Raw genomic sequence first — 22,055 nt, forward strand, 5'->3', positions numbered from 1 at the left:
CCCCCGTGACCAGACTCAGCGTCGAGATGCTGGCAGCGGACGCGCCTCCGCCGATCACCTCCGCCGGACACGCCCAACTGGGCATAGCCGTCCTGGTGGGCATCGCGGTCATCGTCCTGCTCATCACCAAGTTCAAGCTCCATGCCTTCCTGGCGCTGACCATCGGGTCACTGACGCTCGGGGCGGTCGCCGGGGCGCCGCTCGACAAGGCCATCACCAGCTTCACCACCGGACTCGGCTCCACCGTGGCCGGCGTCGGCGTCCTGATCGCGCTCGGGGCGATCCTGGGCAAGCTGCTCGCCGACTCCGGCGGTGCCGACGAGATCGTGGACACGATCCTCGCCAAGGCCGGCGGGCGCGCCATGCCCTGGGCGATGGTGCTGATCGCCTCCGTGATCGGCCTGCCCCTGTTCTTCGAGGTCGGCATCGTGCTGCTGATCCCGGTCGTGCTGATGGTCGCCAAGCGCGGCAACTACTCCCTGATGCGCATCGGCATCCCGGCGCTCGCCGGTCTGTCCGTGATGCACGGCCTGATCCCGCCGCACCCCGGCCCGCTGGTCGCCATCGACGCGGTCAAGGCCAACCTGGGCGTGACCCTGGCGCTCGGCATCCTGGTCGCCGTCCCGACGGTGATCATCGCCGGTCCGCTGTTCTCGAAGGTCGCGGCCCGCTGGGTGGACGTGCCGGCGCCCGACCGGATGCTGCCGCAGCGCGCCTCAGAGGAGCTGGAGCGCCGTCCCGGCTTCGGCGCGACGCTCGCCACCGTGCTGCTCCCTGTGGTGCTGATGCTGGCCAAGGCGCTGGTGGACATCGTCATCGACGACGCCACGAACACGACCCAGCGTGTCTTCGACGTCGTCGGCTCCCCGCTGATCGCGCTGCTCGCCGCCGTGATCGTCGGCTTCTTCACGCTGGGCCGGCCCGCCGGGTTCACCAAGGACCGGCTCCAGCAGACCGTCGAGAAGGGCCTCATGCCCATCGCCGGCATCCTGCTGATCGTGGGCGCGGGCGGCGGCTTCAAGCAGACGCTGATCGACTCGGGCGTGGGCCAGATGATCCTGGACATCTCCAAGGAATGGTCGATCCCGGCAGTGCTGCTGGCCTGGCTGATCGCGGTGGCCATCCGGCTGGCGACCGGCTCGGCGACGGTGGCGACGGTCTCGGCGGCCGGCCTGGTCGCGCCGCTCGCGGCCGACATGTCGACCACGCACGCGGCCCTGCTCGTCCTGGCCGTCGGCGCGGGCTCGCTGTTCTTCAGCCATGTCAACGACGCCGGTTTCTGGCTGGTGAAGGAGTACTTCGGGCTGAGCGTCGGGCAGACCGTGAAGACCTGGTCGGTGATGGAGACGATCATCTCGGTGGTCGCCGGCGGCCTGGTCCTGCTCCTCTCCCTGATCATCTAGGGGTACGGCGATGACGGCTCACCCCCTCTTCGACATCAGCGGCCGTACGGCCCTGGTCACCGGCTCCAGCCGGGGCATCGGCCTCGCGCTGGCCCGGGGCTTGGCCGAGGCCGGCTGCACGGTGGTCCTCAACGGGCGCGACGCCGGCCGGCTGGCCGAGGCCGCGGCGGACCTTCCCGGTGAGGTGCGTACGGCGGTGTTCGACGTGACCGACGCTCCGGCCGTGGCCGCCGGGATCGCGGACGTCGAGGAGCGGGTGGGCCCGCTCGACATCCTGGTCAACAACGCGGGCATGCAACTGCGCGCCCCGCTGCTGGAGTTCGCGGACGCCGACTGGCACCGCATCCTGGACACCAACCTCACCAGCGCGTTCCTCGTCGGCCGGGAGGCCGCCCGGCGGATGACGGCACGCGGTCACGGCAAGATCATCAACATCTGCTCCTTGCAGAGCGAGGTGGTCCGCCCGGGCATCGCGCCGTACGCGGCGACCAAGGGCGCGCTGAAGATGCTCACCAAGGGCATGTGCGCCGACTGGGGGCCGCACGGCGTCCAGGTCAACGGCCTCGGCCCCGGCTACATCGAGACCGAGTTGACCCGGCCGCTGGTGGAGGACGAGGAGTTCAGCGCGTGGGTGCGCCGCCGCACCCCGGCCGGGCGCTGGGGCCGAACCGAGGACCTGGTGGGCGGGCTGCTCTTCCTGGCCTCGCCCGCGGCGGACTTCGTCGGCGGGCAGGTGCTGTACGTCGACGGCGGCATGACGAGCGTGCTGTGAGAGGGGCGGCGGGCGTGCTGGGGTGTGTGATCCACGGGGCCGGCGAGCTGCGGGTGGAGGAGCTGCCGCCCCCTCGGCCCGGGTCCGGCGAGGCGCTGGTGGCGGTCCGGTACGGCGGGGTGTGCGGGTCCGATCTGCACTACTGGCGGCACGGCGGGGTCGGGGACTTCCGGCTCCGCGAGCCGATGGTGCTCGGGCACGAGGTGGTGGGCACGGTGGTGTCCTACGGCCCCGGGGCCACCGGTCCCGCCCCGGGTACGGCGGTCGCCGTGCACCCGGCCACGCCGTGCGGGGTGTGCCCGGAGTGCGTCGGGGGACGGGCGAACGTGTGCCGCGACACGCGCTATCTGGGCAGTGCGGCGCGGTTTCCGCATGTGCAGGGCGGCTTCGCCGGCCAAGTGGTCGTTCCCGCAGGCCAGTTGAGGGCACTGCCGGACGGGCTCGGGCTGCGCCGGGCCGCGCTGGCCGAGCCGCTGTCGGTGGCGCTGCACGCGGTGCGGCGGGCCGGGGAGGTGGCCGGACGTCATGTGCTGGTCACCGGGGCCGGGCCGATCGGGTGCCTGGTCGTCGCGGCGGCGAAGGCGGCGGGCGCGGCGCGGGTGACGGTCACCGACCTGGTGCCCGAGGCGCTGGGGTACGCGGCCGTCGCCGGTGCCGACACGCTGCTGCGGGCCGACGATCCGGACGATCCCGGGTGGCCGGCGGAGGTGGACGTGGCCGTGGAGGCCTCGGGGGTGGCCGCCGGACTGGACACCTGTCTGCGGCGGGTGCGGCGCGGCGGTGTGGTCGTCCAGCTCGGGATGCTGCCCGCCGGGCGTACGCCGTTCGCCGGGAACCTGGTGGTGAGCCGGGAGATCGACCTGCGGGGCGCGTTCCGGTTCGACGCCGAGTTCGACGACGCGCTGGAACTGCTCGCCGCCCGGGGCGAGTTCGACGGGCTGATCAGCTCCGTGGTCCCCGTGACGGCGGCCGGGTCCGCGTTCGCGCTGGCCGCCGACCGGGAGCGGTCCTGCAAGGTGCTGCTGGAGTTCTGAGCGGGTGGGGTTCCGAGCGGGTGGGGTTCCGAGCGGGACAAGGGCTACGGGCGCCAGAGGGGGTGTTCCCGGTTCGCCCACTCCTCGCTCACCGTTCCCGTCCGCAGCCCCCGTCTCGCCTCCGGGTCCCCGAGGGCCATGCCGATGTGGCCGGCCAGGACCACGCCGATCGTCAGGGCCAGCCAGTCGTGGACGAAGGTCGCCGAGGTGCGCCACATCAGCGGGGTGAGACGGGTGAACCACATCATCAGGCCGGTGCCGAGCATGACCAGGGTCGCGCCGGCGATCCACGCGGCGTAGACCTTCTGGCCGGCGTTGAACTTGCCCGCGGGGCGCGAGGCGTGGCGCCGGTCGCGGCGCGCCGCGGCGCGCAGCCAGATGCGGTCGTGCGGGCCGAAGCGGTTGAGGAAGCGCAGGTCGGCGCGGAAGGCGCGGGAGGCCAGGCCCAGCAGGACCGGCACCGGCAGCGCGAGCCCCGCGCACTCGTGCACCCGGACGACCAGTTCCCGGCGGCCGACCAGGACCGCCAGTTGCGGGACGTAGAGGACGGCCGCGGTCACCACGCACACGCCCATCAGCGCGGCCGTCGCGCGGTGCACCCAGCGTTCGGCGCGGGTGAAGCGGTGGACGCGGGCGCTGGGCGGGGCCGGGGTCTCAGCTCGTAGGCTCATCGTCGCGTCCGTTCGAGCGGCCGACCCAGGCGTCGACGTCGTAGCCGAGGTTCTCCCAGTAGCCCGGCTCCACCCGGTCGGTGACGGTGATGCCGGAGAGCCACTTGGCGGACTTGTAGAAGTACATGGGGGCGACGTAGAGGCGGACCGGGCCGCCGTGGTCGTGGCCGATGTCCTTGTCCTGCATGCGCAGGGCGACCAGCACGTCCGGGCGGCGCGCCTGGTCCAGGGTGAGGCTCTCGGTGTAGGTGCCGTCGAAGCAGGTGAAGCGGACGGCCTTGGCGGAGGGGCGGACGCCCGCCGCGTCGAGCAGGTGGGACAGGCGTACGCCCTCGAAGGGAGTGCCGGGGACCCGCCAGCCGGTGACGCACTGGACGTCCTTGACCAGCCGGGTCCGCGGCAGCGCGCGCAGCTCGTCCAGGGTGTAGCCGCGCGGGTGGTCGACCAGGCCGTCGAGGGTGAGGCGGTAGTCCACGGCGGTCTTGTGCGGCACGGACGCGGCGACGGAGTAGTAGCGGAAGCCGCCGCCGTTGGGCAGCAGACCGGTCAGACCGGTGGGGTCCTTGCCGGCGACGCCGCCGAGGAAGCCTTCGACGCCGCGTTGCAGGGCGGGTGCCGCGACCACGCCGAGCGCGCCCAGACCGAGGGTGCCGAGGAAGACGCGGCGGCCGATGGGCCGGCCGTCCCGCTCGGGTGCGGGCTCCTCGGATTGTTCGGAGTTCACGTACTCATTCGAGCACCCGGGGCCGCGCGGGGCCAGATGATCGGGCCATCGGTCAGATTTCCGTAACCACTTCTCACCCGCGTCACCTCTTGGGTACGTCCGGGCCCCGGTGTCTCAGTGCCCGAGCGCGTGGGCGCGGGCCGCGCGGAAGGCCGCCAGGGGGTCGGGGTGCGCGTACGACCAGGGTGCCGGGGTGGCGTGCGCGCCGATGCGCCGGAAGAGGGCCGCCGCCTCGGCCGGGCGGCCGGCGCGGGACAGGGCGAACGCGAGGTGGTTGAGGTCGACGTGGCGGCGCGGGTGTTCGTCGTGCTCCCACTCCAGCCACCAGTCGAAGCAGGCGCGCAGGATGCGCCGGGCCCGCGGGCCGGACCAGTGCCCGCAGGCCGCGGGTTCGGCGGGGGCGAGGCCGGTGGCGGCGAGGACCCGGTAGCGCTCGGCGTAGGCGACGACCGGCAGGACGGCCAGCGGGGAGTCGGCGGGGGCCTCGGCGGCGGCCTGCTCGGCGAGGTCGTACACCTCGTGGGCCTCGGCCCGGCCGCCGGCGGGCCGTTCGGCCAGGCGGGCGATCAGCAGGTGGTGGGCGTGGTGGTGCTCGGGGTGGCGGCGGCGCACTTCGGCGAAGGCCGCGAGCACCTCGCGCTCCGGGCCGAGGGCGCGGGCGAGCAGCAGCCGGCCGAGCCAGGGGGTGGGGTCGTCGGGGGCGAGCGCGGCGGCCGTGCCGCAGGCCTCGCGGGCCGGGCCGGGCTCCTCACCGCCGCGTAAGGCGCGGTGCACCAGGGCCAGGGCGAGCAGCGTGGTGGCATCGGCGGAGCCGGGTTCGGCGGTCAGCCAGTCGGTCGCCCAGGCGGCGGCACGGGCATCCTGGGCGAGCACGGTGAGGCGGTGGCCGCGGCGGTCCCAGTCGTCGCCGGTGTGCACCAGCAGGGAGCGGGCGGCCTGCCGCCGGCCCTGGGCCAACGCGGCTCGGGCGGCGCCGAGTTCCGCGTCGTCGAGGGCGGCGTCATAGGCCCCGGAGGCGTCCTCGGCGGTCTCGCCGGACGGTTCCGTGGGGGCCCGGCGAGCGCCGAGCAGAGGCGAAAGAGGAGGCACCGCAGGACTTCCTGTTTCTCGGGCTGCCATCGACCGATCACGCACAGAAAACCCTCAGCCAAGGGTTGCGTCAAGCGGCAACGGCGGTGGTGCGAGCTTCAACTTCCTCGGCCGAAGCGGAATTTATTCGTCCCTGCGCAGGTGGGCGGGGGCACGGCCGACCGGACCCGGGAACGTTCCTGTGGCGTATGCCATCCCGATTCCGGGTCGTGCGCCCCGACTGCTGTGGCGTACGCCATGGCGCGGCGCCCGTCGGCCCCGGACCATGGCGAGTCGGACCCCGGACCACGGCGAGCCAACCGCCCGGTTCCGGGTGCTTCCGGGGCAATGCCGTCCTGGGAGCGCTACAGTCGGCCACTACCGCCCGTGGTACGGCCGGATGATCGAGGTACACAGCGTGTCGGTTCTGGTTCTCCTTCTCGCCGTGAGCGCTGCCTGCTGTCTGGGTTTCGGATTCGTGCTCCAGCAGAACGCGGCGCAGAAGGCACCGCTCAGCGACTTCCTCTCCTTCCGCCTGCTGCTCGACCTGATGCGGATACCACGCTGGCTGGGCGGTCTCGGGCTGATGGTGGCCGGCATGGTGCTGGGCGCGATCGCCCTCGGCAAGGGTGAGATCTCCCTGGTCGAGCCGCTGCTCGCGACGAACCTGCTGTTCGCCCTCGCCCTCTCCCGGCACCAGACCGGACAACCGCTCGGCCGCCAGGGCTGGGCCGGGCTGCTGCTGCTCGCGGGCGGGGTGAGCGCGTTCATCGTCGCGGGCGAGCCGCGCGGCGGCACGGCGGTCACCGATCCGCTGCGGCACTGGCTGATCATCGGCGCGGTGGTGGGCGCGGCCCTGGTCCTGACGACGTACGCCAAGCGGTCCCGGCTGAGCTGGGGCCCGGTGCTGCTGGCCCTGGCGGCCGGGCTGCTCTACGGCGTCCAGGACGCGCTGACCCGGGTGAGCGGCACCCGCTTCTCCGACGGCGGCCTCACCGAGCTGTTCACCGGCTGGCAGCCGTACGGCGTGGTGGCCTGCGGGGTCACCGGTCTCGTGCTGGTGCAGAGCGCGTTCGAGACCGCCCCGCTGCGCATGTCGCTGCCCGCGCTCACGGCGGCCGAGCCGCTCGCCGGGATCCTGTGCGGCGTGGGCTTCATGGGCGACCGGCTGCGCACCGACACCGGGGCGCTGGCCGGGGAGGCGGCCGGACTCGCGGCGGTGGTGGCGGGCATCGTGCTGCTCGGACTGCATCCCGCGATGCCGTGCGGCACGGCGGAGACGGGGCCGGGAGCCCGGGACCTCCAACGCCGCTGAGCCGGCTCGCCCGGGCGAGCCGGCTCTGCTTGGATGAGCCGGTCCTGCACGGGCGAGCCGGCCCTGACTGGATGAGCCGGCCCTGCCCGGATATGCCGACCCTGCCTGGATGAGCCGGTCCTGCCTTGATGAGCCGGTCCTGCCTGGATGAGCCGGTCCTGCCTGGATGAGCCGGTCCTGCCTTGATGAGCCGGATGGCCGGCCGTGCCCAGGCAAGCAGGCCGTACCCCGACCGGACGGTCCTGCCCGCCTCAGACGGCAGGCCCGCCTCAGAGGGCCCTGCCCACACCAGACGGCGCGGGCCACCCCAGACGGCCCTGCCCCCCAGACGGCGGAGCCCGCCCCAGACGGCGGAGCCCGGCCCAGACGGCGGAGCCCGCCCCAGACCGCGGGGCCCGGCCCAGACGGCCCTGCCCACACCAGACGGCGCGGCCCGCCTCAGACCACCCTGCCCACAGACGGCGCCGCCCGTCCCAGACAACCCTGCCCAGACCAGACGGCCCTGGTCCCCAAGATGGCCCTCCCCCCACCAGACGGCGCGGCCCACACCAGACGGCGCGACCCGCCCCAGACAACCCTCCCCACACCAGACGGCCCTGCCCGCCCCAGCCGCCCTGCCCGCCCAAACGGCCCTGCTTGGATGACGGGTATGAATCCTGCTGACGAGATCCTCGACATCGTCGACGAGCACGACCGGGTCGTCGCCCGGTACCCGCGCGGCGAGGCCTATGCCCGCGGGCTGCGCCACCGCTGTGTGTTCGTCGAGGTCCGCGACGCGGCCGGCCGGCTCTTCGTGCACCGGCGCACGGCGACCAAACTGGTGTTCCCCTCCCTGTACGACCTGTTCGTCGGCGGGGTCGTCGGCGCGGGCGAGTCCTACGACGAGGCGGCGCTGCGGGAGGCGGAGGAGGAACTGGGCGTGACCGGACTGCCCCGGCCGGAGTTCCTCTTCAAGTTCCTCTACGACGACGGCGCCGGGAACAGCTGGTGGTCGGCGGTGTACGAGGTGCGCTGCGAGCTGCCCGTCCGGCCGCAGGCGGAGGAGGTCCAGTGGCACGCCTTCCTGCCCGAGGAGGAGGTCGAGCGGCGGCTCGGCGAGTGGGCGTGGGTGCCGGACGGGCTGGCGGCCCACGAGCGGCTGCGGGCGCTGCGGGCGGGCCGGTGACCGCCGGGTAGGGTCGGCCGCGTGAGCGAATTCGTACGGAACATCCGGCTGTGGTTCGCGCCGGAGCGGGTGCGGGACGAGGGCGGGACCCCCGACTACCGGTTCTCGCTGGCCAACGAGCGCACCTTCCTCGCCTGGCTGCGCACCGCGCTGGCGCTGATCGGCGGCGGATTCGCGGTGGACCAGTTCCTCCCGGACCTGCGCTGGGCCTGGCGGGTCGGGCTCGCGCTGGCCCTGCTCGCGGCCGGCGTCCTGTGTTCCCTGCGCGCGGTGAACCACTGGGTGCGCTGCGAGCGCGCGATGCGCCGCGGCGAGGACCTGCCCGCGTCCCGCTTCCCCGCGCTGCTGAGCCTGGTCGTGGCGGTGGTGGCCGTCGCGATGGTGCTGGTGGTCCTGGTGCGGGGGGAGGGGTGAGTGCCGGGGAGGCGGGCGCCGGGCGGGACCCCGGGCTCCAGCCGGAGCGCACCCGGCTGGCCTGGCGGCGTACGACCCTGTCGGCCGCCGTTGCCGCCGTACTGGCCGTGAGGGCGGCGCTGCACGGCGGCGCCTCGGCCGCCGGGATCGTCCTGTGCGCGCTGTGCTGCGGGCTGTTCCTGGCCTTCCTCCGGGTCGCCCACCTCCGCATCCTCGCCCTGGCGGCCGGCACCCCACCGCCCGCTCTCGCCCCGCGCCACGCGACGGCGGCGGTGCTGTGCGCGATGGCGATGGCGGTGTGCGCGGCCGTACTGGTGGTCTAGGACCTGTCCGGCTCCCCGGCCCCGGTGCCCTCGTCCCTCCGGGGTACTCGTGCGCCACGCAACCGGGATGTCCCGATACGCGGCTTGCGCATGACAGTCTGCCGACGTCAGGCACCCCGTACCCCCCGAAGGTGAGCACCATGACCACCCTTCACCAGGAACACACCGAGCACGCGACGCACCGCCACGGCCCGGACTGCGGACACCACGCCGTGCCGCACGGCGACCATGTCGACTACGTCCACGACGGCCATCTGCACCGGGAGCACGAGGGCCACTGGGACGAGTGCGAGCCGGCCGGGCACGCCGTCCACGAGGGGCACGAGCACGTGCACCACGACGAGTGCGGCCACGCGCAGGTGCCGCACGGCGACCACGTGGACTATCTGCACGGCGGGCACCGGCACGCCGAGCACGGGGACCACTGGGACGACCACTGACCGACGGAGGCGGAGGCGACGGCTCCCGGGCGGCGCGCCGGGGGCCGTCGGCCTGTCGTGGCTCCGGTCACGTTCCGCCCGATCTTCGCCGCGCGCACTGGACGGCATACCGACCGGTCGGCATCATGAGTCCAGTCCTGTTCGCCGGTTCGTAGGAGTGATGTATGAGCGCCGACCACCCGCCCGGTCTCGACCTGGACCGGCTGCGCGCCCTGCTCGACCGCGAGCGCCCCGGTCTGGTGAACGGCCCCCTGACCGGACGGCTGATCGAGGGCGGACGGTCGAACCTCACCTACGCGCTCTCGGACGGCACGTCGAAGTGGGTCGTCCGCCGCCCGCCGCTCGGCCATGTGCTGGCCACCGCGCACGACATGAGGCGCGAGCACCGGGTGATCAGCGCGCTGCACCCGACCCGGGTGCCGGTCCCGCGCCCGCTGCTGCTGTGCGAGGACGAGGAGGTGCTCGGGGCGCCCTTCTACGTCATGGAGTTCGTGGAGGGCACGCCGTACCGCACCGCCGACCAACTCGCCCCGCTCGGCACCGAGCGCACCCGGAACGCGGTGCTGTCCCTGGTGGACACGCTGGTCGAGCTGCACGCCGTGGACCCCGCCGAGGTGGGCCTCGCCGACTTCGGCCGCCCGGAGGGCTTCCTGGACCGGCAGCTGCGCCGCTGGGGCAAGCAGCTGGACGCCTCCCGCAACCGCGAGCTGGCGGGCATCGACGAGCTGCACGCCGCCCTCGGCCGCCGGCTGCCCGCCTCCCCCGCCCCGGCGGTCGTCCACGGCGACTACCGCCTGGACAACGTCCTGATCGGGGACGACGACACGATCAAGGCCATCCTCGACTGGGAGATGTCCACGCTCGGCGACCCGCTCACCGACCTGGGTCTGCTGGTGATGTACAGCCTGCCGCTCGGCATGCCCGACTCGCCCGTCTCCACCACCGCCGAGGCGCCGGGCCACCCCGACCCGCGGGAGCTGGTCGAGCGGTACGCCGCCCGCTCCGGCCGGGACGTCTCGGCCGTCTCCTGGTACACGGCGTTCGCCTGGTTCAAGCTCGCCGTGATCCTGGAGGGCATCCACTACCGGTACACGCTCGGCCAGACGGTCGGCCGCGGCTTCGACCGCATCGGCGACCTCGTGCCCGTCTTCATCGACCACGGACTCACGACCCTTCAGGAAGGCTGACCGGCATGGACTTCGCGTTCGACGCGCGCACCGAGGAGCTGCGCGACAGGCTCCTCGCCTTCATGGACGAGTACGTGTACCCGGCCGAGGCGGTCGCCGAGGAGCAGCGGGCGCGGCTGGCGTCCCCCTGGGACACGCCGGCCGTGGTCGAGGAGCTGAAGGCCGAGGCCCGCAGGCAGGGGCTGTGGAACCTCTTCCTGCCCGACGCCGGGTACGGCGCCGGGCTGACCAACCTCCAGTACGCGCCGCTCGCCGAGATCACCGGCCGTTCCCCGCACCTCGCGCCGACCGCGACCAACTGCGCCGCGCCCGACACCGGGAACATGGAGGTGCTGGCGCAGTTCGGCACCGAGGAGCAGAAGAAGCGGTGGCTGGAGCCGCTGCTGGCCGGTGAGATCCGCTCGGCGTTCGCGATGACCGAGCCGGAGGTGGCGTCCTCGGACGCCACCAACATCACCACGCACATCGAGCGGGCCTCCGACGGCACGGACGAGTACGTCATCACGGGCCGCAAGTGGTACATCTCCGGGGCGATGAACCCGGACTGCGCGATCTTCATCGTGATGGGCAAGACGGACCCGGACGGGGCGGACATCCGCCGTCAGCAGTCCATGGTGCTGGTCCCGCGCGACACGCCGGGCGTCACCGTGAAGCGCGCGATGCGGGTCTTCGGCTACGAGGACCACTCGCACGGCGGCCACGCCGAAGTCGTCTTCGACCACGCGCGCGTGCCCGTGTCGAACCTCGTCGGCGAGGAGGGCGGCGGCTTCGCCATCGCCCAGGCCCGGCTCGGCCCCGGCCGCATCCACCACTGCATGCGGCTGATCGGGATGGCCGAGCGGGCGATCGAGCTGATGTGCCGGCGGGCCGTGACCCGTACCGCGTTCGGCAAGGCGCTGGCCCAGCAGGGAGTGGTCCAGAACTGGATCGCCGACGCCCGGGTCACCGTCGAGCAGCTACGGCTGCTGGTGCTGAAGACGGCCTGGCTGATGGACACGGTCGGCAACAAGGGCGCCCACACGGAGATCCAGGCCATCAAGATCGCCACCCCGCGCGCGGTGGTCGGCATCCTGGACCGGGCGATCCAGCTGCACGGCGCGGGCGGGGTGAGCCAGGACTTCCCGCTGGCCGAGCTGTACGCGAGCGCCCGCACGCTGATGCTCGCCGACGGCCCGGACGAGGTCCACCAGCGGTCGCTGGCCCGCCGGGAGCTGAAGAAGTACCTCTGAGGCCGCGGGGACCCCGGAGGTCGTCGTCGAACCTCTGGGGTACCTACGGCCGCAGGGCCCGCAGAAGCAGGTCGGCCAGGTGGTCGGCCACCTCCTGCGGGCTCATCGGGCCGTTCGGCCGGTACCACGTCGACAGGTGGTGGACCGAGCCGAAGTGGTAGTCCACGACCAGGTCGGCCGGGGTCGCCGTGGAGAAGACGCCCGCCTTCTGGCCCTCCTCCACGAGCGCGCGGAAACGCTCGTGGTAGCGCCGGCGCTCGGCGCGGACCTGCTTGTTCTTCTCCGGGCTCAGGTGGTGCATGGACCGGAAGAAGATCATCGCGTCGTCGAGGTTCTCGATCGTGGTGACGACGACGTCCGCCGCCGCGTCCCTGAGCCGCTTCTCCACCGGCTCGTCGGCGTTCGCGAACGTGTCCAGCCGCTCCTGCTGGAGGCGCAGCACGCGCGCGTACACCTCGTGCAGCAGGTCGTCCTTGGAGCCGAAGTAGTGGTACAGCGCCCCCTTGGTGACGCCGGCCGCCTCCACGATCTCCTGCACGGAGGTGCGGTCGTAGCCCTGCTCGGCGAAGAGCCGGGTGGCGGCGGCCAGCAGCCGCTGCGGGACGGGCGTCCCGTCTCCGTCCGTCGTCCTGGGCACTGCCGCCACCTGCCTTTCCATGAGGTCACTCGCTGCTGCGGGAACGCAGTTCCCGCCGGAGGATCTTCCCACTCGCCGTCTTCGGCAAGTCGGGCAGGATCTCCACCTGGCGCGGGTACTTGTAGGCGGCCAGTCTCTCCTTGCAGTACGCCGCGAGTTCGTCCGGGTCCGTCTCGGCCCCCGGACGGAGGCTGATATAGGCCTTGACGGTCTCGCCACGGTACCCGTCGGGGACGCCGACGACGGCCGCCTCGCGTACCGCCGGGTGGGTGTAGAGGACGTCCTCGACCTCGCGCGGCCACACCTTGAAGCCGGACGCGTTGATCATGTCCTTCTTGCGGTCCACGACGTACAGCCAGCCCCGCTCGTCCATGAACCCGATGTCGCCGGTGCGCAGCTCGCCGTCCGGGAAGGTCTCGGCGGTGGCGTCCGGCCGCCGCCAGTACCCGGGCACCACCTGCGGCCCGCGGACGACGATCTCGCCGTGCTGCCCGAAGGGCACCTCCGCGCCCTGCTCGTCCAGGATCCGCACGACCGTGTCGGCGCCGGGCAGGCCCACGGACAGCGTTCCGGAGACCGGGTCCACGGGCGCCTCCAGGTGCGGCGGCACGGACGCGCAGGGGGCGGTGCACTCGGTGAGGCCGTAGCCGACGCGGATGTACGGCCCGAAGCGCTCCCGGAACGCCTCCACCAGGGCCGGCGGCACGGGGGCGCCGCCCGAGGACAGGTTCACGAACGAGGCGAAGTGCTCGCGGGCGGCGTCGGGGTGGGCGGCCAGCGCCATGTAGGCGGTGGAGGGTCCGACGGTGTAGTGCGGGCGGTGCTCGGCGAAGGCGTCCAGGACCACCCCGGCCTCGAAGCGGTAGGTGAGCACGAGGGTGCCGGCGCTGCTCAGACAGGCGCCGAACTGGCAGACCATACCGGTGATGTGGAACAGCGGCGCGAGCGCGTAGTAGACGGGCGCCTCGGGCAGGCCGAGCCCGGTGGCCTGCCGCTCGGCGTTGTGCATGACGTTCGCGTGCGTGTTGGTGGCGCCCTTGGGCGTGCCGCTGGTGCCCGAGGTGTAGCTGATCAGCGCGATCTCGTCCGGGCGCGGCGAGCGGCCCTCGGGGGGCCGGCCGCCCTGCCGGGCGACGGCCACCAGGTCGTCGGCGTCCGGTGCCTGGGGCAGCCGCTCGAAGCCCAGCACGCGCGGGTCGTCGCGGGTCTGGAAGTCCCGTTCGCAGGCGGTGAGCACGATCCGCACGGGCGAGTCGGCGGCCGTCTCCCGCAGGTACGCCTCCCAGGCCCGGTCGGAGCAGATCAGCGCGGCCACCTCGCCGTCCCGCAGGACGTGCGCCACCTCCCCCGACTTGTACATGGGGTTGACCGGGACGACGGTCGCGCCCGCCTTCCAGGCGCCGAGCACGGCGAGCACGAAGTGGGGGGAGTTCTGGAGCACGACGGCCACCCGGTCGCCGCGTTCCAGGCCGCGCGCGGCGAGGTGGGCGGCGACGGCGTCGCTCAGCTCGTCGGCCTCCCGGTAGCTGAGCCGGGCGTCGAAGTAGGCGAGGAAGGTGCGGTCGGGGGCCTCGGCGACGGCATCGCGCAGGGCGTGCACGAGCGAGTCGGCGGGGTCGACCGGGGCGCGCTGGGCCTCGGTCAGCAGCGTGAGCCAGGGCCGGGCCGCGTACGGGGAGGCGGTCACCGGGCGGCCTCCCACTTCTGCTGGAGGCGGTTCATGTGCGTGAGCCAGCGGTCGGGCTCGCCGGCCCGCGCCTGGTAGAAGCCGGCGACCTCGGGGTGCGGCAGGATCAGGAAGCGGTCCTCCGCGATGCCCTGGAGCAGGGCGTCGGCGACGGCCTCGGGGGCGATCGCGGTCGGCTGGAGCACCAGGTCGCCCGCGCTGCCGGTGGCGGCCAGCATGTCGGTGCGGACGCCCTGCGGACAGATGGCGTGGACCTTGATGCCCCGGTGCCGGTACGTCAGCGACAGCCACTCGGCGAACGCGTAGGCGCCGTGCTTGGTGACGCTGTAGGAGGGCGCGCCGATCATGGTGAGCAGCCCGGCGGCGGAGACGGTGGAGACGAACCGCCCGCCGCCCCGCTCCAGCCAGTCGGGCAGCAGCGCGTGCGCGGCCCGGACGTGGGCCATCAGGTTCACGTCCCACGACGTGGCCCAGGTCCTCTCGTCCAGGGTGCCGTCGAGGTCGCCGTCCTCGAAGGCGACGCCCGCGTTGGCGCAGTAGACGTCCACCGTGCCGCCGAGCGCGTCGCGGGCCTCGGCGACGATCGCGGAGGCGTCACCGGGCACGGCGGTCCCGCCGATCTCCTCGGCCACCGCCTTGGCCTTCCCGGCGTCCAGGTCGTTCACCACGACCCGCGCCCCCTCGGCGGCGAACCGCCGGGCCAACGCCGCCCCGATCCCCCCGCCGGCTCCGGTGACGACCACTCCCGCATCCTGCACGGCTTCCACCATCGGTCTCCTTCGACACGGTGCGACTCGGCTCAGCGATCGCCAGACTAACCGGTCGGTATGTGTAAAAGAAAGGGTGACTGCACCAACCTCTAGGGGCGCGGGGCGGTGCCGGCATGCGGCTCCGCCGCGCGTGCGCGAGCAACCCAGACGGCCCGCACGTGCCCACTCACCGGAGGCCCCATGCACCTGTCCCGACGGACCCTTCTCGCATCGGCGACGACAGCGGCCCTTCCCACCACGGCCGGACACCGCGAACATCTCCGCACCGGCTTCGAAAGACTCGCGGCCGACGGCTACTCGCTCCTGGACGGCCGGCGCGTCGGCATCGTCACCAACCCCACCGGCATCACCAGGGACACCGAGCACATCGTCGACGTGATGCACCGGGACCCCCGCGTCAGGCTGACGGCGGTCTTCGGCCCCGAGCACGGCTTCCGGGGCACCGCGCAGGCGGGCGGCTCCGAGGGCCGCTACGACGACCCCGCGACCGGCCTCCCGGTGTACGACACGTACCTCAAGAGCGGCCGTCCGCTCGCCGACGTCTTCACCGCTTCCGGCGTCGACACCGTCGTCTTCGACATCCAGGACGTCGGCGCCCGCTTCTACACGTACATCTGGACCCTCTACGACTGCATGGAGGCGGCCCAGCTCGCCGGCAAGCGGTTCGTCGTGCTGGACCGCCCGAACCCGGTGACCGGACGCGAGGCGCGGGGCCCGGTGCTGCACAAGGAGTTCGCCACCTTCGTCGGCCGGCAGCCGGTCGCGCAGGCGCACGGGATGACCGTGGCGGAGCTGGCCCGCCTGTTCAACGGCGAGTTCCTGGCCACGCCCGTCCCGCTGGAGACCGTCCGCATGTCGGGCTGGAAGCGCTCCGGGTTCTACGACGCCTCCGGTCTGCCCTGGGTGCCGCCGAGCCCCAACATGCCCACGCCGGACACCGCGTTGGTGTACTCCGGGACCTGCATGTTCGAGGGCACCAACCTCTCCGAGGGGCGCGGCACGACCCGGCCCTTCGAACTCCTCGGCGCCGAGGGCCTCGACGGCCGCTGGGCCGCCGCCGCGAACGAGGCGGGCCTGCCGGGTGTGCGGTTCCGGGAGGCGTACTTCACGCCCACGTTCTCCAAGTTCCAGGGCAGGACGGTCGGCGGGGTGCAGATCCACGTGACCGACCGGGCCGCCTACGACCCCGTGCGCACCGGGATCGCGCTGCTGGTGACCGCCCGGAAGGCGTGGAGCGGTTTCGCCTGGCGGTCCGACAACTGGATCGACAAGCTCACCGGTTCCGCCCAGGTCCGCACGATGATCGACGCGGGCGCCGGCACCGACGAGGTGACGGGCGCGTGGCAGGAGGAGCTGGCCGCGTTCCGGCGGGTCCGGAAGGGGTATCTCCTGTACACGTAGCGCTCCTCCTCCGGGAACTTGGGGGTCTGGCATGGCGGATCCTGGGACGGGTGCGGCTCCCTACTGGGAGCTGACCTTCGACGCGGACGGGGACGCGGACGGCCCCGAACGCGACCGGCTGCTGGCGCAGGTCACGGACCACGGCGTCCGTGACCTGATCGTCTTCTCGCACGGCTGGAACAACGACCGCTCGGGCGCGACCGCGCTGTACCGCCGCTTCTTCGCACCGGTCCCGAGGCTGGCCCCGAAGGCCCGGCTGGGGTACGTCGGCGTGATCTGGCCGTCGATGCGGTTCAGCGACGAGCCGATCCCGGACTTCCCGAGGTCCGCGGCGGCCGTGGAGGCGCAGACGGCACCGCGCCCGGCGCTGGACAAGGACACCCGGCGCGCCCTGCTGGAGGCGTTCCCGGGCCGGACGACCGTGCTGGACCGGCTGGCCCGGATGCTGGACGAACGGCCGGGCGGCACCGAGGGGCTGACCGAGTTCGGGCGGCTGGTGCGGCTGCTGCTGGACGACGGCCGGCAGGGGGTGGCGGCCGACACGGACGAGGGCGGCGAACCGGCCGTGTCCGGGGCCGACCCGGTGACCGTGTGCGAGCAGTTCGCCGAGGCCCTGGCCGCGCTCGACGCGTCCGGCGACGCGCCCCGGTTCACCCTTCCGAACCCGTGGGACGGCGCGAAGGAACTGCTGCGGCAGGCGACGTACCTCCAGATGAAACGGCGGGCCGGGACGGTCGGCGAGCGGGGACTCGGCCCGCTGCTGGGGCGGTTGGCGGGGGCGGCGCCCGGAGTGCGGGTGCATCTGGTCGGGCACAGCTTCGGCGGCCGGCTGGTGGCGTTCGCGCTGCGCGGGCTGCCGGCGGGAGTGGACGCGGTGAAGTCGGTGACCCTGCTCCAGGGTGCCTTCTCGCACTACGCGTTCGCGGCCCGGCTGCCGCACGCCCCGGACCGGTCGGGTGCGCTCCAGGGCCTCCACCGGCGCGTCGACGGCCCACTGGTGTGCTGCTACTCGCACTTCGACACGGCCCTCGGCACGTTCTATCCGCTGGCCTCCCGGCTCGCCGGGGACGACCGCACCTGCGCGGGCAACGAGATCGCGGCGGTGCTCGGGCCCCGCTGGGGTGCCATGGGCCATGACGGGACGCAGGCGGTGCCGGGCACCGTGCGGCTCGACCTGGCGGCGGCTCTCGGTGGCCGGCTGCCCGCGTCGGGGTGCGTGAACGTGGACGCGGCGGCCGTGGTCCGGCGCGGCGGCGCGCCGTCCGGGGCGCACAGCGACATCGTGCACCCCGAACTGGCGCGGGTGGTGCTGGCGGCGGGCCGTATCGCCTGACCCGCCGCCGGTGGCGGGTCAGCGGTGCGAGGTGTACTCCACGACCTGCTGGAAGGTCGGCCGGTTCTGCCAGCTGATCCTGCCGTGCTTGATGCCGCCCAGCGTGCGCTGGACGATCGAGTCGGCGCACCACTGGTCGCCCGCCGAGCACTGGTCGTCGCCCGGGTAGACCTGGGCGGCGGTCAGGCCGGCGGCCTGCTTCAGGGTGCTGATCAGGGTGTCCCGGCAGGCGCTGAGGCTGCCGCCGCCGCAGTACTTCCGGGCGAGGCCGCCCCGCACGGACTCCCCGAGCACCGCCCGGATGTCCTTGTCGACGTAGGACCACCAGCCGTACTGGAAGGAGCTGCCGGCGTGCGAGCCGGTCGGGCCGTGGCCGGCGGACGGTGCCTCGTCGACCGGCAGGTTGCCGGTGATCGCCGTGTAGAGGTCGCTGCCGAGGCCGGGCTCGAACTCGGCCTTGACCAGCAGCGGCCACCAGGCGTCCAGGATGCGGATCGCGTCGGCGTCGGCGTACTTCTTGGAACCGGCCGACGTCTCGGTGCGCTTGGCGCCGGCGGCCACCCACGCCTGGAGCTTGCCCACCGCCGCGGCGGCCGTGGAGTCGGTCACCGGCGAGGAGGTGACCACCTTGAGCAGCTTGGGCAGCACGTCCTCGGCGCGCAGATCGGCGAGGCCCGCGTCCGCCATGGCCTGCACCAGCTTGGTCCGGGTGACCCCGCCGGCCGCGACCAGCTTCTTCACCCGGTCGTCCAGCAGGTTGCCGCGGTGCACGGAACCGTCGCCCCAGGGCGCGGTCGTGTACTCCTCGGCCTGCTTGTTGTTCCAGGAGACGTAGTAGTCCTGGTCGACGGAGTTGGGGTGCGCGGACGGCGGGGTGTAGTCGGCGGTGTTGGTGGCCGGGTCCCAGTTCCGCCACTCGTACGCCGGCTGCGCCCACACCGGGAACTCGCTGTCGACACCGCTCGCCCGGACGGGGTTGTCACCGCTGTTGTAGTAGGCGGTGTGCTGGGAGTCGGCGTAGAACCAGTTGAAGGTGAAGTTGATGTGCTGCGCCGCGCTCTGGAAGTCCTTCGGCCCCTTGACGTAGTCGGGGTCGTTGAGCATCTGGAAGCCGATGATCGAGTCGGCCTCGTGCAGGTAGGAGGAGCGCAGGGTGGTGTAGGCGACCTTCTTGCCGCCGACGGTGGCGCGGTACTCCACCGGGCCGTACGCGGTCCGCCAGGCGCGCAGGGTGTACGACCCCGCGGCCGTGCCGTCGGCGGTGGTCGGCTTCCAGGCGTTCTTCTGCTCGATCTTCTCCATGGCCGTGCAGGTGCCGTGGTACAGGTAGTGGTAGTCGTCCTGGCACAGCTCGACCGCGTAGGTGTCGATGATGTCCTGGCCGGAGGTGGTGGCGCTCCAGGAGTAGTCCTGGCCGCGGCCGAGTTCGACGTACATGCTCAGGCCCGCGAAGGAGGCGCCGCGGGCGCTGATGCCCGGGCCCTGGATCTCCTGGAGCATGAGCAGCTGCGGGGCGAAGTAGCCGGTCTGCGGCCCGAAGACGGCGATGGGGTGGCCGCTGGCGGTGTACTTGCCGCTGACCACGAGGGCGTTGGACATGCCGCGCCGGGCGGAGCCGAGGACGGTCTTCGCGGCGGAGGCCGAGGTGCTGGTGGCACCGGCGGTGGCCGCGCTGCCGGTGCGGTCGTGGACCAGCGGTTCCTGGGTCACCGAGCCGGCGTCCGGCAGGGCCTCGCCCTGGGCGTCGGCGGGCTTGGCGCCGTAGGGGAAGCGCTGGCCGTCGTGGACGGTGAGGACGGCCTCGGGGTCGTTGCGTTCGCGGAAGGACTCCCAGACCTTGGTGCCCTCCTCGACGCCGTACTTGGCCTGGGCGGCGAGCAGGGAGAGGGCGTTGTCGACCTCGCCGCCACCGCCGGAGCCGAACAGTGAGCCGATGACGGAGGCGAGCGCCACGAGGTCGGTGACCTTGAAGTGCTCTATGGTGCCGGCGTTGGTGATCGAGTCCTTGTGGCCGGTCAGGACGTACTCGCCGGGGAAGTAACGGCCGCTGTCGGAGGCGTCGATGTAGGCGTTGACGCCGTCCAGGTAGGCCGTGACGTCGGCGAGGGCCTGCTGGCCGCGGGCGCCGTTCTTCGCGACCGCGTTGTCGATCTGCGCCTGGAGGTCTGCCTCGGTGTAGGGCGCGTTGCGGTAGAACTGCTGCTCAAGGCCCTGGTTGGCGGGTGCGCCGCCGGCGAAGGAGGTCAGCTGGCCGCGGCCCACGTGCCGGAAGACGTCCATGAGCCACAGCCGGTCCTGGGCCGCCGCGTATCCGGCGCCGAACTCGGTGCCGTAGCGGGTGGTGCCCGTGATGTGCGGCACACCGGTCTTCTTGTCGCGGACGATCGTCACATCGCCGCGGCCGGCCGGCTTCTCGGTGGAGGCGACCTGGTCGGCGGGGACGCCGAACGAGGCGTCGTTGAAGAAGGTGTTGACCGTGGTGTCGGTCAGGCCCTTGTAACCGGTGGCCAGGTTGGCGTACGGGCCGAGCTGGTCCTCGGCGTGCGCGGGCTGGGTGCCGAAGGCCTGGTTGAGCAGGATCTGGGCGAGCGTCGCGTTGCCGTTCTCGCCGGGCGGCAGGATGTCCGAACACCGGCCGCCGCAGTAGTCGTTGGCGGCCGTGGCGTCGGCCGCCGCCACCGTCGCCTGGGTGAGGGGAGAGAGAAGACCGGCGACGAGGACGCATACGGACGCGGTCTTCAGGAACCCGGGGAGTCGGCGGGACGTTCTCAGTCTGTCAAGGGCGGTACGTGGGGTTCGCCGTGGCATGGCAGCTCCTAGCGACAGAGGTGGCCGAACGTTACCGCCGGTATCCCCCGCTTTAAAGATGAACATGCGTCACTTTCTGGAGTCTGGAGACAGATCCCTGAAGAGATGGAGCCGAATCGCCTGTCGATACGTCTATTCGACGACGTCCGTGCGACGACGCCGAAGTGACCGGAGTACAGGTGCAGGTGTGACGGAGGTGCAGGGCGATGGCAGGTTTCCGGAGTCTGGCGAGACAGGTACGCGATCCGGGCTGTGATCTGGCGCTGCGGCGGTACTCGCTGCGCAAGTGCCTGGAGAAGTTCGCCCCTTACGGGCATCGGGCGACCTGGGACCATCTGTGCTCCCGGGCGGGGTTCGGCCCCGAGGACCGCTCTCCCGATCCGGTGCGGCTCGTGGCCGCGCTGGAGGAGCTGGAGGAAGCCCGGGACGTCTGGCTCGCCTACGAGACCGACTTCACCGAACGACGCAGGAAGGAGAAGCACGACGGGCTGCGCCGGCCGGGCAGCGTGGACGACTGGCACCGGCTGACCTGGGGCGGCTTCGGGGTCGCCTGGTGCGACGACCCGCGGGTGCACCCCGATGAGCCGCTCGCGGTGGTGCTGCGCCGGCTGATCGCCGCGCTGGAGCGGGAACCGGGTTCGTCGTGCCCGGTGTGCGAGGGCGAGCGCCTGGTGTGGAAGTACGGCCTGGACCACGAGCCGTCGTCCGGCCCGGTCTGCGCGGACTGCGGCATCCTGGTGCCGCGCCCGGTCCTCAGCCCGCGGGCCCTTGAGTACGCCCGTCGGGGACGCGTGCTGATGTCGGCCTGAGCCGGTGGCGTGCCCGGGGCGTGGCGACGGGGGGCGCGTAGGGGATGCCGCGCCCTCTGCCGTGGGTGTGCGGCAGCATCGAGTCATGGTGCAGGTGTGTCTCAACGGGCGTCGTACGGCCGCCGACGGTGCCGCCGTGCCGATGTCCCCGCAGGATCTGGCGCGTTCCGCCGCCGAGGCGGTGGCGGCCGGCGCCACCTCGGTCCACGTCCACCCGAAGACGCCGTGCGGCCACGACAGTCTCTCTCCGCGCGTCCTGGCCCCGGTCCTGGAGGCGATCCGGGCGCGGGTGCCGGTGCCGGTCGGGGTGACCACCGGTGCCTGGGCGGAGCCGGATCCGTCCGCGCGGCTCGCCCGGGTGCGCTCCTGGTCGGTGCTGCCCGACTTCGCCTCGGTCAACTGGCACGAGCCGGGCGCCGAGGAGGTCGCCGGACACCTCCTGTCGGTGGGCGTGGCCGTGGAGGCGGGCATCTGGTCCGGTACCAGGGGCGCGCGCCGGTTCGCGGGCTCGCCGCTCGGGCCGAGGGTGCTGCGGGTGCTGGCCGAGGTGACCGACCCGGACCCGGCGACGGCCGAGGCGTCGGCGCGGGCGCTGCTGGCCGAGCTGGGTACGGCACACGGCCGGCCGGTGCTGCTGCACGGCGAGGAGGGCGGGACCTGGCCGGTGCTCCGGCTGGCGGGCCGGCTGGGCCTCGCCACCCGGATCGGCCTGGAGGACACCCTGCTCCTCCCGGACGGCCGACGGGCCGTGTCCAACGCCCGGTTGGTGGCGCAGGCGCGGGCCCGGTACGGCGCCGATGCCCGTGCGGGCGGCGGCAACAGCCGTGGAGAGGAAGGGAGTTCGGCCCTGTCGTGAGTCCCGGCG

General features: G+C 73.0%; 21 protein-coding genes. 14 read left to right on the forward strand and 7 right to left on the reverse strand.

Annotated features, from left to right (window positions below):
- Positions 1–5 precede the first annotated feature (5 nt).
- Genes IE294_RS04095 through IE294_RS04105 form a run of 3 tightly spaced genes read left to right on the forward strand, consistent with a single transcriptional unit; the run spans position 6 to position 3,209 of the window.
- The gene (locus IE294_RS04095; RefSeq protein ID WP_189882324.1) at positions 6–1,403 is read left to right on the forward strand and encodes a GntP family permease; all 1,398 of its coding nucleotides are present in this window, start codon (positions 6–8) and stop codon (positions 1,401–1,403) included.
- Between the two features lie 10 nt (positions 1,404–1,413).
- Complete coding sequence (locus tag IE294_RS04100; protein ID WP_189882326.1) at positions 1,414–2,175, forward strand: SDR family oxidoreductase; 762 nt, start codon at positions 1,414–1,416, stop codon at positions 2,173–2,175.
- A gap of 14 nt (positions 2,176–2,189) precedes the next feature.
- Entirely contained in the window at positions 2,190–3,209 is a 1,020-nt protein-coding gene (locus IE294_RS04105) for an L-idonate 5-dehydrogenase (protein WP_189882327.1), read from the forward strand.
- A gap of 44 nt (positions 3,210–3,253) precedes the next feature.
- Here IE294_RS04105 and IE294_RS04110 read toward each other — a convergent pair whose 3' ends face one another.
- The 3 genes from IE294_RS04110 to IE294_RS04120 form a co-directional block, all read right to left on the reverse strand.
- Positions 3,254–3,880: a cytochrome b/b6 domain-containing protein gene (locus tag IE294_RS04110; protein WP_189882329.1), complete on the reverse strand. Its 627-nt coding sequence runs from the start codon at positions 3,878–3,880 to the stop codon at positions 3,254–3,256.
- Positions 3,864–4,604 (reverse strand): molybdopterin-dependent oxidoreductase, encoded by a 741-nt coding sequence (locus IE294_RS04115; protein ID WP_189882330.1) that lies wholly within the window; start codon positions 4,602–4,604, stop codon positions 3,864–3,866. Before IE294_RS04115 ends, IE294_RS04110 begins: the two co-directional genes overlap by 17 nt.
- Positions 4,605–4,718: 114 nt before the next feature.
- Positions 4,719–5,693, reverse strand: a complete 975-nt coding sequence (locus tag IE294_RS04120; RefSeq protein WP_189882332.1) for an amino acid adenylation domain-containing protein — start codon at positions 5,691–5,693, stop codon at positions 4,719–4,721.
- 397 nt (positions 5,694–6,090) lie between these two features.
- On the opposite strand from IE294_RS04120, the gene IE294_RS04125 reads away from it, so the two are divergent.
- The 7 genes from IE294_RS04125 to IE294_RS04155 all read left to right on the forward strand — a co-directional run bounded on the left by IE294_RS04125 (position 6,091) and on the right by IE294_RS04155 (position 11,745).
- Positions 6,091–6,987 (forward strand): DMT family transporter, encoded by an 897-nt coding sequence (locus tag IE294_RS04125; RefSeq protein WP_189882334.1) that lies wholly within the window; start codon positions 6,091–6,093, stop codon positions 6,985–6,987.
- Between the two features lie 649 nt (positions 6,988–7,636).
- Positions 7,637–8,152 (forward strand): NUDIX domain-containing protein, encoded by a 516-nt coding sequence (locus tag IE294_RS04130; protein WP_189882336.1) that lies wholly within the window; start codon positions 7,637–7,639, stop codon positions 8,150–8,152.
- 21 nt (positions 8,153–8,173) lie between these two features.
- Positions 8,174–8,566, forward strand: a complete 393-nt coding sequence (locus tag IE294_RS04135; RefSeq protein WP_014671740.1) for a YidH family protein — start codon at positions 8,174–8,176, stop codon at positions 8,564–8,566.
- Positions 8,563–8,889 carry a DUF202 domain-containing protein gene (locus IE294_RS04140; RefSeq protein WP_189882338.1) on the forward strand — a complete coding sequence of 109 codons (327 nt, stop codon included), beginning with the start codon at positions 8,563–8,565 and terminating at the stop codon, positions 8,887–8,889. The genes IE294_RS04135 and IE294_RS04140 overlap by 4 nt, the downstream gene beginning before the upstream one ends.
- 140 nt (positions 8,890–9,029) lie before the next feature.
- The gene (locus IE294_RS04145; protein WP_189882340.1) at positions 9,030–9,329 is read left to right on the forward strand and encodes a hypothetical protein; all 300 of its coding nucleotides are present in this window, start codon (positions 9,030–9,032) and stop codon (positions 9,327–9,329) included.
- 164 nt (positions 9,330–9,493) lie between these two features.
- The gene (locus tag IE294_RS04150; RefSeq protein WP_189882342.1) at positions 9,494–10,516 is read left to right on the forward strand and encodes a phosphotransferase family protein; all 1,023 of its coding nucleotides are present in this window, start codon (positions 9,494–9,496) and stop codon (positions 10,514–10,516) included.
- Between the two features lie 5 nt (positions 10,517–10,521).
- Entirely contained in the window at positions 10,522–11,745 is a 1,224-nt protein-coding gene (locus IE294_RS04155) for an acyl-CoA dehydrogenase family protein (RefSeq protein ID WP_189882344.1), read from the forward strand.
- Between the two features lie 43 nt (positions 11,746–11,788).
- Here IE294_RS04155 and IE294_RS04160 read toward each other — a convergent pair whose 3' ends face one another.
- From IE294_RS04160 to IE294_RS04170, 3 genes are read right to left on the reverse strand one after another with little or no spacing between them, the layout of a single operon-like run.
- The gene (locus tag IE294_RS04160; protein WP_189882347.1) at positions 11,789–12,382 is read right to left on the reverse strand and encodes a TetR/AcrR family transcriptional regulator; all 594 of its coding nucleotides are present in this window, start codon (positions 12,380–12,382) and stop codon (positions 11,789–11,791) included.
- 25 nt (positions 12,383–12,407) lie between these two features.
- Positions 12,408–14,069: a class I adenylate-forming enzyme family protein gene (locus IE294_RS04165; RefSeq protein WP_189882349.1), complete on the reverse strand. Its 1,662-nt coding sequence runs from the start codon at positions 14,067–14,069 to the stop codon at positions 12,408–12,410.
- Positions 14,066–14,839, reverse strand: a complete 774-nt coding sequence (locus IE294_RS04170) for an SDR family oxidoreductase (RefSeq protein WP_189882351.1) — start codon at positions 14,837–14,839, stop codon at positions 14,066–14,068. The genes IE294_RS04165 and IE294_RS04170 overlap by 4 nt, the downstream gene beginning before the upstream one ends.
- 180 nt (positions 14,840–15,019) lie before the next feature.
- On the opposite strand from IE294_RS04170, the gene IE294_RS04175 reads away from it, so the two are divergent.
- Together IE294_RS04175 and IE294_RS04180 are read left to right on the forward strand one after the other, a co-directional pair.
- Positions 15,020–16,240 carry an exo-beta-N-acetylmuramidase NamZ family protein gene (locus IE294_RS04175; protein ID WP_189882353.1) on the forward strand — a complete coding sequence of 407 codons (1,221 nt, stop codon included), beginning with the start codon at positions 15,020–15,022 and terminating at the stop codon, positions 16,238–16,240.
- Between the two features lie 31 nt (positions 16,241–16,271).
- The gene (locus tag IE294_RS04180; RefSeq protein ID WP_189882355.1) at positions 16,272–17,573 is read left to right on the forward strand and encodes a serine-threonine protein kinase; all 1,302 of its coding nucleotides are present in this window, start codon (positions 16,272–16,274) and stop codon (positions 17,571–17,573) included.
- 18 nt (positions 17,574–17,591) lie between these two features.
- Here IE294_RS04180 and IE294_RS04185 read toward each other — a convergent pair whose 3' ends face one another.
- Entirely contained in the window at positions 17,592–20,381 is a 2,790-nt protein-coding gene (locus IE294_RS04185; RefSeq protein ID WP_189882357.1) for a penicillin acylase family protein, read from the reverse strand.
- A 206-nt stretch (positions 20,382–20,587) separates the two neighbouring features.
- On the opposite strand from IE294_RS04185, the gene IE294_RS04190 reads away from it, so the two are divergent.
- On the forward strand, positions 20,588–21,190 hold the full coding sequence (locus IE294_RS04190) for a hypothetical protein (protein WP_189882359.1): 603 nt from the start codon (positions 20,588–20,590) through the stop codon (positions 21,188–21,190).
- An 85-nt stretch (positions 21,191–21,275) separates the two neighbouring features.
- Complete coding sequence (locus IE294_RS04195; protein WP_189882367.1) at positions 21,276–22,046, forward strand: 3-keto-5-aminohexanoate cleavage protein; 771 nt, start codon at positions 21,276–21,278, stop codon at positions 22,044–22,046.
- Positions 22,047–22,055 lie beyond the last annotated feature (9 nt).

The organism is Streptomyces canarius (assembly GCF_014650735.1).
In the GTDB taxonomy this organism is placed as follows: Bacteria; Actinomycetota; Actinomycetes; order Streptomycetales; family Streptomycetaceae; genus Streptomyces; species Streptomyces olivaceoviridis.

Excerpts from the sequence above, each read along its gene's own strand:
- IE294_RS04100 (WP_189882326.1), top strand. The coding sequence starts at position 1,414 with ATGACGGCTCACCCCCTCTTCGACATCAGCGGCCGTACGGCCCTGGTC.
- IE294_RS04110 (WP_189882329.1), bottom strand. The coding sequence starts at position 3,880 with ATGAGCCTACGAGCTGAGACCCCGGCCCCGCCCAGCGCCCGCGTCCAC.
- IE294_RS04130 (WP_189882336.1), top strand. The coding sequence starts at position 7,637 with ATGAATCCTGCTGACGAGATCCTCGACATCGTCGACGAGCACGACCGG.
- IE294_RS04145 (WP_189882340.1), top strand. The coding sequence starts at position 9,030 with ATGACCACCCTTCACCAGGAACACACCGAGCACGCGACGCACCGCCAC.
- IE294_RS04150 (WP_189882342.1), top strand. The coding sequence starts at position 9,494 with ATGAGCGCCGACCACCCGCCCGGTCTCGACCTGGACCGGCTGCGCGCC.
- IE294_RS04155 (WP_189882344.1), top strand. The coding sequence starts at position 10,522 with ATGGACTTCGCGTTCGACGCGCGCACCGAGGAGCTGCGCGACAGGCTC.
- IE294_RS04170 (WP_189882351.1), bottom strand. The coding sequence starts at position 14,839 with ATGGTGGAAGCCGTGCAGGATGCGGGAGTGGTCGTCACCGGAGCCGGC.
- IE294_RS04175 (WP_189882353.1), top strand. The coding sequence starts at position 15,020 with ATGCACCTGTCCCGACGGACCCTTCTCGCATCGGCGACGACAGCGGCC.
- IE294_RS04180 (WP_189882355.1), top strand. The coding sequence starts at position 16,272 with ATGGCGGATCCTGGGACGGGTGCGGCTCCCTACTGGGAGCTGACCTTC.
- IE294_RS04185 (WP_189882357.1), bottom strand. The coding sequence starts at position 20,381 with ATGCCACGGCGAACCCCACGTACCGCCCTTGACAGACTGAGAACGTCC.
- IE294_RS04190 (WP_189882359.1), top strand. The coding sequence starts at position 20,588 with ATGGCAGGTTTCCGGAGTCTGGCGAGACAGGTACGCGATCCGGGCTGT.
- IE294_RS04195 (WP_189882367.1), top strand. The coding sequence starts at position 21,276 with ATGGTGCAGGTGTGTCTCAACGGGCGTCGTACGGCCGCCGACGGTGCC.